The organism is Streptomyces sp. NPDC059994, assembly GCF_042737755.1.
Classification (GTDB): Bacteria; Actinomycetota; Actinomycetes; order Streptomycetales; family Streptomycetaceae; genus Streptomyces.
This window is the reverse complement of record NZ_JBHWUR010000159.1, coordinates 1-12,747: the sequence shown is the minus strand read 5'-3', so window position 1 is coordinate 12,747 and position 12,747 is coordinate 1. Positions and strand designations below refer to the sequence as shown.

Annotated in this window: 11 protein-coding genes and 1 pseudogene; 9 read left to right on the top strand and 3 right to left on the bottom strand. The window is 71.0% G+C overall.

Annotated elements, in window-relative coordinates; genetic code table 11:
• Positions 1-130: 130 nt before the first annotated feature.
• The 4 genes and pseudogenes from ACFWA7_RS37950 (at position 131) to ACFWA7_RS37935 (ending at position 3,608) form a co-directional block, all read left to right on the top strand.
• Positions 131-826, top strand: coding sequence for a prepilin peptidase (locus tag ACFWA7_RS37950; RefSeq protein WP_385827704.1), 696 nt, complete (start codon positions 131-133; stop codon positions 824-826).
• Positions 827-874: 48 nt separating this feature from the next.
• The gene (locus tag ACFWA7_RS37945) at positions 875-1,669 is read left to right on the top strand and encodes a methyltransferase domain-containing protein (protein ID WP_385827702.1); all 795 of its coding nucleotides are present in this window, start codon (positions 875-877) and stop codon (positions 1,667-1,669) included.
• Positions 1,670-1,689: 20 nt separating this feature from the next.
• Entirely contained in the window at positions 1,690-3,207 is a 1,518-nt protein-coding gene (locus ACFWA7_RS37940) for a DUF2079 domain-containing protein (protein WP_385827700.1), read from the top strand.
• A gap of 94 nt (positions 3,208-3,301) precedes the next feature.
• Positions 3,302-3,608: pseudogene (locus ACFWA7_RS37935) on the top strand (winged helix-turn-helix transcriptional regulator).
• Positions 3,609-3,886: 278 nt separating this feature from the next.
• Here ACFWA7_RS37935 and mgrA read toward each other — a convergent pair.
• On the bottom strand, positions 3,887-4,930 hold the full coding sequence (mgrA, locus tag ACFWA7_RS37930; RefSeq protein WP_385827698.1) for an L-glyceraldehyde 3-phosphate reductase: 1,044 nt from the start codon (positions 4,928-4,930) through the stop codon (positions 3,887-3,889).
• Between the two features lie 161 nt (positions 4,931-5,091).
• On the opposite strand from mgrA, the gene ACFWA7_RS37925 reads away from it, so the two are divergent.
• The 4 genes from ACFWA7_RS37925 (at position 5,092) to ACFWA7_RS37910 (ending at position 10,090) form a co-directional block, all read left to right on the top strand.
• Positions 5,092-5,853, top strand: a complete 762-nt coding sequence (locus ACFWA7_RS37925; RefSeq protein ID WP_385549795.1) for an isoprenyl transferase — start codon at positions 5,092-5,094, stop codon at positions 5,851-5,853.
• A 306-nt stretch (positions 5,854-6,159) separates the two neighbouring features.
• A complete protein-coding gene (locus tag ACFWA7_RS37920) occupies positions 6,160-7,482 on the top strand; it encodes a PhoH family protein (RefSeq protein WP_385549799.1) in 1,323 nt (440 codons plus the stop codon).
• A 368-nt stretch (positions 7,483-7,850) separates the two neighbouring features.
• Complete coding sequence (locus tag ACFWA7_RS37915; RefSeq protein WP_385549802.1) at positions 7,851-8,543, top strand: transglycosylase SLT domain-containing protein; 693 nt, start codon at positions 7,851-7,853, stop codon at positions 8,541-8,543.
• Between the two features lie 152 nt (positions 8,544-8,695).
• On the top strand, positions 8,696-10,090 hold the full coding sequence (locus ACFWA7_RS37910) for an AI-2E family transporter (protein WP_385549804.1): 1,395 nt from the start codon (positions 8,696-8,698) through the stop codon (positions 10,088-10,090).
• Positions 10,091-10,297: 207 nt separating this feature from the next.
• Here the strand turns inward: ACFWA7_RS37910 and ACFWA7_RS37905 are convergent, their stop codons facing one another.
• Both ACFWA7_RS37905 and ACFWA7_RS37900 read right to left on the bottom strand, forming a co-directional pair.
• Complete coding sequence (locus ACFWA7_RS37905; protein ID WP_385827696.1) at positions 10,298-10,831, bottom strand: alkyl hydroperoxide reductase; 534 nt, start codon at positions 10,829-10,831, stop codon at positions 10,298-10,300.
• Between the two features lie 15 nt (positions 10,832-10,846).
• Positions 10,847-11,401: a peroxiredoxin gene (locus ACFWA7_RS37900; protein WP_329159042.1), complete on the bottom strand. Its 555-nt coding sequence runs from the start codon at positions 11,399-11,401 to the stop codon at positions 10,847-10,849.
• A gap of 161 nt (positions 11,402-11,562) precedes the next feature.
• On the opposite strand from ACFWA7_RS37900, the gene ACFWA7_RS37895 reads away from it, so the two are divergent.
• Complete coding sequence (locus tag ACFWA7_RS37895; RefSeq protein ID WP_385827706.1) at positions 11,563-12,600, top strand: LysR substrate-binding domain-containing protein; 1,038 nt, start codon at positions 11,563-11,565, stop codon at positions 12,598-12,600.
• Positions 12,601-12,747 lie beyond the last annotated feature (147 nt).

The following is a 12,747-nucleotide window of genomic DNA, read 5'->3' as shown; positions in this document are numbered from 1 at the left end:
AGGGGCGCGGGGAACTGCGCGACCAGCCCCCACCGGACCCGCAGACGAACGACGCGCAGCCCCGGGAAGCCCCCCTGCCCGGGAACGGGCGGGGTGGGGAAAACCTCCCGCCGCACCTAGGGTGCACCCCGTGTACCTAGCCCTGCTCGCCGCCACCTGGGGCGCCGCCCTGGGGTGGCTGGTGCCGCGCGCCGCCTACCGGCTATCCGTCCATCCGGGCGAGCCGTGGCGGGACGTCTGCCCGCGGGGGCACGCACTGACCCGCTGGCTCGGCCGCCCCGTCTGCCAACAGAGCGGCGCCGCCTGGGGCGCGGCCACGGCCGCCGCCTGCGCCGCCCTGGCCACCGCCACCGGCCCCCGCCCCGAACTCGCCGTCTGGCTGCTCCTCCTGCCCCTCGCCGGACTTCTCGCGGCCGTCGACGCCCGCGTGCACCGGCTGCCGGACGTTCTCACGGTCCCCCTCGCCGCCACCGCCGCCGCCCTCCTCGGCGCCGCGGCTCTCGCCCCGCACCACGAGGGGTCCTGGGGGCACGCCCTGCTCGGCGGACTAGCCCTGGGCGGCGCGTACTTCGTGCTCTTCCTGGTCAACCCCGCCGGCCTCGGCTTCGGTGACGTCAAACTCGCCGTCGGCCTCGGCGTGGTGCTCGGCTGGTACGGCTGGGGCATCCTCGTCACCGGAGCCTTCGCGGGGTTCGCGGCGGGCGGTACGTACGGCCTCGGGCTGATCCTCGCGCGCCGCGCCGGCCGCCGCGCGGCCATCCCGTTCGGCCCCTTCATGATCGGCGGCGCGTACGTCGGTCTGCTCCTCGGCGGCCTCGCCGCGTAGGGCTGTCCCTGCGCCACACACGGCGCGTAGGCGCGTAGGGTCCGCAACATGGCGCAAACCATCCGTAACCACAACACCCGCACCTTCGAAGATCTGATCGCCGAGGCGGCGGCCGCCCCCGTGGACGGCTGGGACTTCTCCTGGCTGGACGGACGGGCCACCGAGGAGCGGCCGTCCTGGGGGTACGCCCATGCCATGGCCGCGCGCTGGGCCCGGGCCACGGCCGCGCTCGACGTGCAGACCGGCGGCGGCGAGGTCCTGGCGGCCGCCCCGCAGCTGCCGCCGCTCGCGGTGGCCACCGAGGGGTGGCCGCAGAACGTCGCCCGGGCCACCGCCCTGCTGCATCCGCGCGGCGTCGCGGTCGTGGCCGACGCCGACGAGCCGCCGCTGCCGTTCGGGGACGGCGCCTTCGACCTGGTGACCAGTCGTCACCCCGTCCAGACCTGGTGGCCGGAGATCGCCCGGGTCCTCACCCCGGGCGGCACCTACTTCTCCCAACAGGTCGGACCCGCAAGTGTGTTCGAGCTCGTCGAGTACTTCCTGGGGCCGCAGTCCGCCGACGTCCGGGGCAGGCGCGATCCGGGCAAGGCGCGCGCCGAGGCCGAGTCCGCCGGGCTCCAGGTGGCCGATCTGCGCCAGGAGAAGCTGCGCACCGAGTTCCACGACATCGGCGCCGTCGTCTACTTCCTGCGCAAGGTGATCTGGATGGTGCCGGGATTCACGGTCGAGGAGTACGAGGAGAAGCTGGAGGCGCTGGACGAGCAGATCCGCACCGACGGGCCCTTCGTCGCGCACACGACACGGTTCCTCATCGAGGCCCGGAAGCCCCTGCGCCAACCCTGAGCCACCTAGCATCCGAGCATATGGAACGGATGTGGACAATTGGTAATAAAATGTCCTCGCTGCGGGACGGTGCCGCCGCGATTCCCCGCCGCCAGGGCACGCGTACGGCACGGCCCGCCCTCCTCTGGTGGGGGTGGGCCGCCGCGCTCTTCCTGCTCTACGCCGCCGTCGGCGCCCGCCGCCAGGCGCTGATCCGCACCACCGGCTACGACCTCGGCATCTTCGAGCAGGCCGTGAAGGCGTACGCCCAACTGCGCGCCCCCGTGGCCCCGTTGCGCGGCGACGGGTTCAACCTGCTGGGGGATCATTTCCACCCCGTGCTCGTCGTCCTCGCGCCGCTGTACCGGATCGCCCCCTCCCCGTACACCCTGCTCTTCGCCCAGGCCGCCCTGCTCGCCCTCGCCGTCGTGCCGCTCGCCCGCCGCGCCCGGCAGGCGCTGGGGCGCCGCGCCGCCCATGTGGTCGCCTTCGCGTACGGGCTGAGCTGGGGCATCGCCTCGGCCGTGGGGTTCGACTTCCACGAGGTGTGCTTCGCCGTCCCGCTCGTCTCGTACGCCCTGGAGGCGCTGGCCCTGCGGCGCTGGCGGGCCGCGGTGGCCTGGGCCGCGCCGCTGCTCCTGGTCAAGGAGGACCTGGGGCTCACGCTGGCCGCGATCGGCGGGTACATCGCCTGGAAGGGGCCGCGCGGGCTCGGCCTGGCGACCGCCGCCGCCGGGCTGCTCGGCAGCGCCCTGGAGTTCGAGGTGCTGATGCCGTTCTTCAGCCCGGCCGGCACCTACGCCCACGCCGCCAACCTCGAACCCGCCCACGGCTCCCTGCTCGCCACCCTCGCCTTCGCCCCGCTCGACGCCGTACGCCCGGAGGTGAAGGCCACCACCCTGGTCCTCGTCTTCGCCCCCGCGGCGCTGATCGCCCTGCGCTCGCCGCTGGCCTGGCTCGCCGCGCCGACGCTCGGCTGGCGGATGCTCTCCCAGAACGCCTTCCACTGGGGCACCTCGTTCCACTACACGGCGGTGCTGATGCCCGTCGTCCTGGCCGCCATGACCGATGCCCTCGCCCCCTACCGGGGCTCCGGCGACGCCCTCGGCAGCCGCCATGTGCGCGCCTCGCTCGTCACCACCGCGGCCGTCACGCTGGTGCTGATCCCGTCCTTCCCGCTCGCCCAGCTCGTCCACCGCTCCACCTGGCGCTCCACCGCGCACGTCGCCGCCGCCCGCGACCTGCTGCGCCGCATCCCCGACGGCGCCACCGTCGCCGCCTCCAACCGGCTGGTGCCGCAGCTCACTTCGCGTACGGACGTGGTGCTCTTCCCGACCTACCCGGTCCACTGGCGGCTGTACGACACCGGCGCGCCGGTGCCTCCGCCGGCCGCCCAGTGGATCGTCCACGACCGGGTGCCCGCCGAGTCCTGGCCGTACCCGCCGGGCTTCTGGCCGTACCCGGAGGACCGTCAGGAAGCCGAGCTGGTCAAGGCGGAACAGGCCTACGGGTACCGGATCGTCGCCCAGCGGGACGGAATCACCCTGCTCAGACGTTGAGGACGGCGGCGGACGTAGCGAGACGGGGGAGGGGCAGGCCAGGCACGGCAAGGGCGATGCCGGCTACAACCGCGGACTCGACGCGGCGGTCGACGTGGTCGGCGGAAAGTGGAAGCCCGCTGATCCTGTGGGCGCTGCACGACGGGACGTACCGCTTCGGCGAGCTCAGGCGCCGGGTCGACGGCGTCACCGGGAAGGTCCTCGTCCAGCGGCTGCGCGAGCTGGAGACGGACGGGATCGTCCACCGCGAGGTCTACGGGGAGGTGCCGCCCCGGGTGGAGTACCCACTGACCCCGCGCGGCCGGGCGCTCGACACGGCGCTCACCCCCTTGGGTGAGTGGGGTGCCGCACACATGGAGTGGATCCTGGATGTGAAGTCGTGCTCGCGCGGTGTGGCCTGAGCCGGTTTGCACCGCTCTGACCTGCACGGTCAAAGAAGCGTTTCGCCGCCGGGTCCCCCTTGGGGGTACCCGGCGGCGGTGCCTCCGCCGTGCCCGGGCGGTTTCGGAGCGTAGTTTCGGCACGCCGTTGCAGCCAGGACCACTTACGAAGGGTTATGGTGGAAACCCCCCCTCGGGCCGGTCCGTATCCCCCCCCCACGGACCGGCCCGTTTTTTCTTGGGACCGATCCGGCGCCGGTTCCTGTGGATCCGCTGTCAGTCGGCGATCACCTCGTTGATCAGCCGCGGCCGGCCCAGATGTTGGTGCCCGCGGTGTCCACGGCGAAGGCGTCGATCTCCTTCAGCTCCTCGGCCGTCAGCGGCGGTCCGGCGAGCGCCGCCACGTTCTCCTCCAGCTGCTTCACACTGGACGCGCCGATCAGCGCCGACGTCATCCGCGGGTCGCGCAGCACCCAGCAGATCGCCAGCTGGGCCAGCGACTGGCCACGCCGGGAGGCGATGTCGTTCAGCCCGCCCAGACGGCGCAGCACCTCGCCGCTGAGCAGCTCCGGGTCGAGCGACTTGCCCTGGGTGGCCCGCGAGCCCTCCGGGATGCCCTTGAGGTACTTGTCGGTGAGCAGCCCCTGCGCCAGCGGCACGAAGGAGATGCAGCCCATCCCCGCCTCTTCGAGCGTGTCGAGCAGCCCGTCGTCCTCGGTCCAGCGGTTGATCATCGAGTACGACGGCTGGTGGATGAGCGCCGGGACGCCCATCTCCTTGAGGACCCGCGCCGCCTCGGCGGTCTGCTCGCTGTTGTACGAGGACACACCCGCGTACAGCGCCTTGCCCTGCTGGACGGCGGACGCCAGCGCGCCCATCGTCTCCTCCAGCGGGGTCTCCGGGTCGAAGCGGTGCGAGTAGAAGATGTCGACGTGGTCGAGGCCCATCCGGCCCAGCGAGGCGTCCAGCGAGGACAGCAGGTACTTGCGGGAGCCCCACTCGCCGTAGGGCCCCGGGTGCATCAGATAGCCGGCCTTGGTGGAGATGATCAGCTCGTCCCGGTACGCCCGGAAGTCCTGGCCGAAGATCTTCCCGAAGTTGAGCTCGGCCGAGCCGGGCGGCGGGCCGTAGTTGTTGGCGAGGTCGAAGTGGGTGACGCCCAGGTCGAAGGCGCGGCGCAGGATCGCGCGCTGCGAGCCGAGGGAGCGGTCGTCGCCGAAGTTGTGCCACAGGCCCAGGGAGAGCGCGGGCAGCTTGAGGCCGCTGTGGCCGGTCCGCCGGTACTCCATGGAGTCGTAGCGGCCGTCGGCGGCCAGGTAGTGGAGGGGGAGTGATTCAGTCACGTTTCCCTGCTTATCACGGACTTGTGACAGGCCGAGTTGGGCCGCTGTGACCCGTCCGCAGTACTGTGCCTTCCTCGGGGGTGCCCCCAGGCCCGTCAGGCACTGGGCGAGGGCCGTGCGATGCCGCGGCGGCCCCCGGAAGCAACGAGAGGGTGGAATCGGTGAACTTGCGCGACCTGGTGTACGGGCTCTACGCACGCCGGGTGGAGGGTCGCCTCGACCACGACCAGGTGCCCAAGCACATCGGCGTCATCCTGGACGGGAACAGACGCTGGGCCAAGGCCTCCGGCGGCAGCCCCGAACAGGGGCACCAGGCCGGCGCGAGCAAGATCCACGAGCTGCTCGGCTGGTGCGCCGAGACGGACGTCGAGGTCGTGACGCTCTGGATGCTGTCCACGGACAACCTGGACCGGCCCGACAACGAGCTGATCCCGCTCCTGGGCATCATCGAGGGCGTGGTGCGCGACCTGGCGGCGGACGGGCGCTGGCGCGTCCACCACGCCGGCACGATGGACCTGCTGCCCGCACGGACGCAGTCGGTGCTCAAGGAGGCCGAGCAGGCCACCCACGACGTCGGCGGCATACTCGTCAACGTCGCCGTGGGCTACGGCGGCCGCCAGGAGATCGCGGACGCGGTCCGCTCGCTGCTGCTCGACGCGGCGTCCAAGGGGACCAGCTTCGAGGAGCTGGCCGAGACCGTCGACATCGACAGCATCTCGGAGCACCTCTACACGCGCGGCCAGCCCGACCCGGACCTGGTGATCCGCACCAGCGGCGAGCAGCGGCTGTCCGGATTCATGCTGTGGCAGTCGGCTCACTCCGAGTACTACTTCTGCGAAGTGTTCTGGCCCGCCTTCCGCAAGGTGGACTTCCTGCGCGCCCTGCGCGACTACGCGGCACGCCACCGGCGCTACGGGAGCTGATCCGTCCCGTCATGCCCCACCACGTCACGATCCGTCCCCACGGGTCCTGACCGGGAGTCAATCCCTTTGGTCCCCACCAAGCGCATATGCCTGTGCATGGCCGCGCTTGTTCGAGGGAATACCCCCTCCAGTTGAACGGCCAGAAGTGGCCGCTCACCCGGGAGGCCCTTTGCACCAGGACGCACGTGCACAGTGCACGGACGGAGCGGAGGGCCGGCGCTCGGCCCGCGCATCGTGGCCACAGCCCGGCCCCCACCCCCGCGACGCCGTCGCACCCCGACCTCTTCCGAGGGGGTACGTCCTTCCGTGGTGACCAGCACAAAGCGCCGCATGCCCGACCGGCGCACCTACGTCCTCGACACCAGCGTCCTGCTGGCCGACCCCAACGCCATGGCCCGGTTCGACGAGCACGAAGTCGTGCTCCCGATCGTCGTGGTCACGGAACTGGAGGCCAAGAGGCACCATCCGGAACTCGGCTATTTCGCCCGTCAGGCCCTGCGCCTGCTCGACGACTTCCGGGTCCGGTACGGACGCCTCGACGCTCCCATCCCGCTGGGCGACCTCGGCGGCACGCTCCGCGTCGAGCTCAACCATTCCGATCCCGGCGTGCTGCCCGCCGGCTACAGGTTGGGGGACAACGACTCAAGGATCCTCGCCGTCGCCCGCAATCTCCAGGCCGAGGGGTACGACGTCACCGTCGTCTCCAAGGACCTGCCGCTGCGGATCAAGGCGTCGTCGGTAGGCCTGCTCGCCGAGGAGTACCGGGCGGAACTGGCCATCACCGACTCGGGCTTCACCGGGATGTCCGAACTGTCGCTCTCGGGCGAACAGGTGGACCTTCTCTACGAGGAGGAGACGCTGTACGTGCCGGAGGCCGCGGGCCTGCCGGTGCACAACGGGCTTGTGCTCCAGTCCGAGCGCGGCAAGGCCCTGGGCCGCGTCACGGCCGACGGCAACGTCAAGCTCGTACGGGGCGACCGGGAGGCGTTCGGCCTGCGCGGCCGCAGCGCCGAGCAGCGCATCGCACTCGACCTGCTGCTCGACCCGGACCTCGGCATCGTGTCGATGGGCGGCCGGGCCGGCACCGGCAAGTCCGCGCTGGCCCTCTGCGCGGGCCTGGAGGCGGTCCTGGAGCGCCGCCAGCACAAGAAGGTGATGGTCTTCCGCCCGCTGTACGCGGTGGGCGGACAGGAGCTCGGCTATCTGCCCGGCTCCGAGGCCGAGAAGATGGGCCCCTGGGCACAGGCGGTCTTCGACACGCTGTCGGCGGTCACCACGCGCGAGGTGATCGAGGAGGTGACGTCGCGCGGCATGCTGGAGGTCCTGCCGCTCACCCACATCCGCGGCCGCTCCCTGCACGACGCGTTCGTGATCGTGGACGAGGCTCAGTCGCTCGAACGGAACGTCCTGCTGACCGTGTTGTCCCGGATCGGGGCGAACTCACGGGTGGTGCTCACCCATGACGTGGCACAGCGGGACAATCTGCGGGTCGGCCGTTACGACGGAGTGGTCGCCGTCGTGGAGAAGCTGAAGGGCCATCCGCTCTTCGCGCACGTCACCCTCACCCGCTCCGAGCGGTCGCAGATCGCCGCACTGGTGACCGAAATGCTGGAGGACGGCCAGATCTGATCCCGTACGTCCCAATTGGCGCCGCCCGCGAAGCCGTTGAGCTTAGCCGGGCGGCGCCTCTTTGTATGCCCGATCCGGCAAAACCCCTGGGGCGGAGGGGATGTGAGGTTTCACACCCAGGGAAGAATTGCCTTGCGGCGCCGCTCTCCGGCAGAGTCTTGCATCCGTCAGGCCCCGCATACGGCACACCTGTACCTCGTAACTCAATAACGTCGCCGTATGCCGCCCGAGCACCACGCGGCGCTCCCGCAAGGGAGTTGCCCACCGGGTCAGTTCCTCCCGTGACCTGAGCAGTTGGGAGGGGAGAGCCAGGGGCACGATTGCGTCCGTTCAGGTCACCAGTGCGGGCGCTGCTGGAAGGAAACCGTGTGAGCCGGATCTCGGTCCGGGGGTTCGCGGTGGCGTCAGCCACTGCGGTCACCACCGTCGGTGCTGTCGTGGGCGTTGCCTCTGGCGCGCCGCAGACCACTTCGAACGACGTCGAGGCGACCGCTGCCGACACGACGCTTCTTGCGGACATCCCCGCGGGCCAGCAGGCCCAGGTGCAGACCGCGTCCCTGACGCAGCAGGCGGACGCCCAGTCGGCCCAGGCGAGCGCCGCCGCGAAGAAGTCCGCCGAAGAGAGCGCACGCCTTCAGGCCGCCAAGGACGCCAAGTCCAAGAAGGAGTCGGCGGACGAGAAGGCGAAGGAGCGTGAGCAGGAGAAGGAGCAGGTCGCCAGCCGCTCCACGACCCGCGACCCGTCTTCGTTCCCGCAGCAGAGTTCGTACACGGTGGAGCAGGTCAAGGCCATCGCGCGGCAGATCGTGCCGGCGGACCAGTTCCAGTGCTTCAGCAACATCGTGAACCACGAGTCGACCTGGAACTACCTCGCGGTCAACACGGGTTCCGGCGCGTACGGCCTGGTCCAGGCGCTGCCCGGCTCCAAGATGTCCTCGGTGGGCTCCGACTGGCGGACCAACCCGGCGACCCAGATCAAGTGGGGCCTGAACTACATGAACTCCCAGTACCACAGCCCCTGTGGCGCGTGGACGTTCTGGCAGGCGAACACCTGGTACTAGGCCCGTGGGATCTTTACCGGTCCCGGCTGAACCTTTCGCGGCCCCTCACCGTCCTTCGGTGAGGGGCTTTGCCCGTGTACGGTCGGAGGTGACGACTCCGGGTGGGGGGAGTGGTGGGGACGCGCAGCGGGGGAAAGGGGAACGGCAGCATCATGTCGAAAGTGCCGGGGCTGCTCGGGGCGCTGGGCGCCGGTCTGACCCGTATGGGAGAGCGGCTGGACGAACGCCGCGTCGAGACCGAGGCGCGCGCCGACGCGGACGCGGGCCTGGACGAACCTACCCGCGGCGGCACAGCTCCGCCACGGGGAAACCCCGCGAGCAGTGACGGTTCGGCAGCGGTTCCCTCACAGGCGCCCGCCGCCGAGGACACCGCCTCCGCCGACGACGCCGCGTCCGCCCCCCAGGTCCCCGACCACGTCCCCGCGCCGCCCGCCTACGCCCCCGCCGTCGCCGCGCGGCCCGACCCCGTGGCCGCCGTGCCGTGGGGGATGCGGGTCGCCGCCGAGATCGGGTGGCGCCTCCTGGTGCTCGCGGGCACGCTCTGGGTGCTGATGCGGGTCATCAGTGCCGTACGGCTCGTGGTCCTCGCGTTCGTCGCCGCGCTGTTCATCACCGCGCTGCTCCAGCCGACCGTCTCCCGCCTCAGGCGGATGGGGCTGCCCAGGGCCCTGGCGACCGCCGTGACCGCGATCTCGGGCTTCATCGTGATGGGCCTGATCGGCTGGTTCGTGGTCTGGCAGGTCATGGACAACCTGGACACGCTCTCCGAAAAGGTCAGGGCGGGTATCGACGAGCTCAAACGCTGGCTCCTCAACAGCCCGTTCCACGTCACCGAGGACCAGATCAACCAGGTCGCCAAGAACCTCAGCGACACCATCGGCCACAACACCAACGAGATCACCTCGGCGGGCCTCCAGGGCGTGACCGTCCTCGTCGAGGTCCTCACCGGCATCCTGCTCGCGATGTTCTCGACGCTCTTCCTCCTCTACGACGGGAAGAACATCTGGCGGTGGGTGCTGCGGCTGGTCCCGGAGCAGGCCCGGCCGGCGATCGAGGGAGCCGGGCCGCGCGCCTGGCGCACTCTCACCGCGTATGTGCGCGGCACGGTGATAGTGGCCCTGATCGACGCGGTCTGCATCGGCGTCGGCATCTACTTCCTGGGCGTGCCCATGGCGGTGCCGCTCGCCGTCTTCATCTTCCTGTTCGCCTTCATCCCGCTGGTGGGGGCGGTGGTCTCGGGCGCGCTCGCGGTGGTGGTCGCCCTGGTCACCGAGGGCGTGTTCACGGCGGTGATGGTGGTGGCCGTGGTGCTCTTGGTGCAGCAGATCGAGGGGCATGTGCTCCAGCCGTTCATCCTGGGCCGCGCGGTCCGCGTCCACCCGCTCGCCGTGGTCCTCTCGGTCGCCGCGGGCGGCCTGATCGGCGGCATCGGCGGCTCGGTGGTGGCCGTACCGCTGGTGGCGGTGACCAACACGGTGGTCGGCTATCTGCGCGCGACGGCGAAGGAGAACGCGTTGCGCGCGGCGGAGGTGCCGGAGGAGAGGTAGCGCAGTGGTTCGTCTGCGGACCGTGCTGGGTTGCTCGCGCAGTTCCCCGCGCCCCTGAAGGCATCACGGCCGCGCCCCGTACGTAGAAGGGCCCCCGACGGCATCGTCGGGGGCCCTTCTACATACGTACAGCGCTGCGTGGTGCCGCTTTCAGGGGCGCGGGGAACTGCGCGACCAGCCACAGCGGACCCGCAGCGAACCACGGACCTACTCGGCCAGCACCGCTTCCGCGTCCAGCGTGACGCCCACGGCCTGGATCACCGAAGCGATCTTGAAGGCCTCCTGGATCGTCTCGCGGTCGACACCGGCCTTGCGCAGGACCTGCTCGTGCGAGTCCAGGCACTGGCCGCAGCCGTTGACCGCGGAGACGGCCAGCGACCACAGCTCGAAGTCGACCTTCTCCACGCCCGGGTTGCCGATGACGTTCATCCGCAGACCGGCCCGCAGCGTGCCGTACTCCGGGTCGGAGAGCAGGTGGCGGGTGCGGTAGAAGACGTTGTTCATCGCCATGACCGCGGCAGCGGCCTTGGCGGCGGTGTACGCCTCGGGGGAGAGGCTGGCCTTCGCCTCGGGCTCCAGCTCGCGCAGGACCTTCGGCGAGCGCGAGGCGATGGCGCAGGCGAGGACGGTGCCCCACAGCTGCTGGGCCGGGAGCTCGCTGTTGCCGATGACCGAGCCGAGGTTCAGCTTCAGGTCCTTGGCGTAGGCCGGGAGAGCTGACTTCAGTTCGTCGAGAGCCATGTCAGATCAGTCCGTTCACTCGCCGGAGAGCAGCGCGACCGGGTCCAGGGTGTTCTCGCCCTTGGTCCAGTTGCACGGGCACAGCTCGTCGGTCTGCAGGGCGTCGAGGACCCGCAGGACCTCCTTGGGGTTACGGCCCACGGAACCGGCGGTCACCATCGTGAACTGGATCTCGTTGTTCTGGTCGACGATGAAGACGGCGCGCTGCGCGAAGCCGTCCTCGCCCTCGATGCCGAGGTCACGCATGAGCTCGTGCTTCGAGTCGGCCAGCATCGGGAAGGGCAGGTCGGTCAGGTCCGGGTGGTCCTTGCGCCAGGCGTGGTGCACGAACTCGGAGTCGCCGGAGAAGCCGAGGACCTGGGCGTCACGGTCGGCGAACTCGTCGTTCAGCTTGCCGAAAGCGGCGATCTCGGTCGGGCACACGAAGGTGAAGTCCTTGGGCCACGCGAAGACGATCTTCCACTTGCCCTCGTAGGTCTTGTGGTTGATCTGCTCGAACTCCTTGCCGCTTTCCAGCGACACGCAGGCGGTCAGGTCGAACTCGGGGAACTTGTCACCGACAGTGAGCACGCGCTCTCCTTGCGATCAGGAAGGGCCCTTTTTGGGGGCTTCCCTGGGGGTTGGACGGATTACGGATGGTGTCACAGGAGGCATTGATCAGGGAAATAGCTAGACTCGGTCATCGTGATCGGAGGTGCTTATCAGTGGCTGTAGGTAATGGTGCGGGCGGGGTGGGCGGTACGGGCGCGGCGCCCGGGAGTCAGCGGGGCCGGACCGCTGTGAAGTCCGTCAAACAGCCGAGCCTCGCGCAGCTGCGGGCGTTCGCGGCGGTGGCCGAGCATCTGCACTTCCGGGACGCGGCGGCGGCGATCGGAATGAGCCAGCCCGCGCTGTCCGGGGCGGTCTCCGCGCTGGAGGAGGCGCTGGGGGTGCAGCTCCTGGAGCGCACCACACGCCGGGTGCTCCTGTCGCCCGCCGGGGAACGCCTCGCGGTGCGGGCGAAGGCGGTCCTGGACGCGGTGGGGTCGCTCCTGGAGGAGGCCGAGGCGGTACGGGCGCCGTTCACCGGGGTGCTGCGGCTCGGGGTGATCCCGACGGTGGCGCCGTATCTGCTGCCGACGGTGCTGCGGCTGGTCCACGACCGGTACCCGGAGCTGGACCTCCAGGTCCACGAGGAGCAGACGTCGTCGCTGCTCGACGGGCTGGCGGCGGGGCGCCTGGACGTCCTGCTCCTGGCGGTCCCGCTGGGCGTGCCCGGGGTGACCGAACTCCCGCTCTTCGACGAGGACTTCGTGCTGGTCATGCCGCAGGAGCACTGGCTGGGCGGGCGTACGGACGTACCGCGCGAGGCCCTGCGCGAGCTGGACCTGCTGCTGCTGGACGAGGGCCACTGCCTGCGCGACCAGGCGCTCGACATCTGCCGGGAGGCGGGGCGGGAGGAGGGGGCGGCCGTGACCACGACCGCCGCGGGCCTGTCCACGCTGGTGCAGCTGGTGGCGGGCGGGCTGGGGGTGACGTTGCTGCCGCGTACGGCTCTGCGGGTGGAGACGTCCCGTAACGACCGCCTGGCGACCGGGTACTTCGCGGATCCGGCTCCCTCGCGGCGGGTGGCTCTGGCGATCCGCTCGGGTGCGGCGCGGCAGGGGGAGTTCGAGGAGTTCGCGGGGGCGTTGAGGGGGGCGCTGGGGGTGTTGCCGGTGCGGTTGTGCCCCTCCCCGCCCGTTCCCGCTGTGACATCTGCGGCTCCGCCGCGTGGCCTCCGGGGGTGAGAGCCCCCACCCCGCCCCTTCCCTAAACCCTCCGGGGGTGGGCGGGGGTGGAGACGGCTTTCCCGGGGGCTACGCCCCCGGACCCCGGGGGGGGGGGGGGCCCCCGCCCCCCCCCGGGCGGGGGGGGCCCCCCGCCCCCCGCGGTTT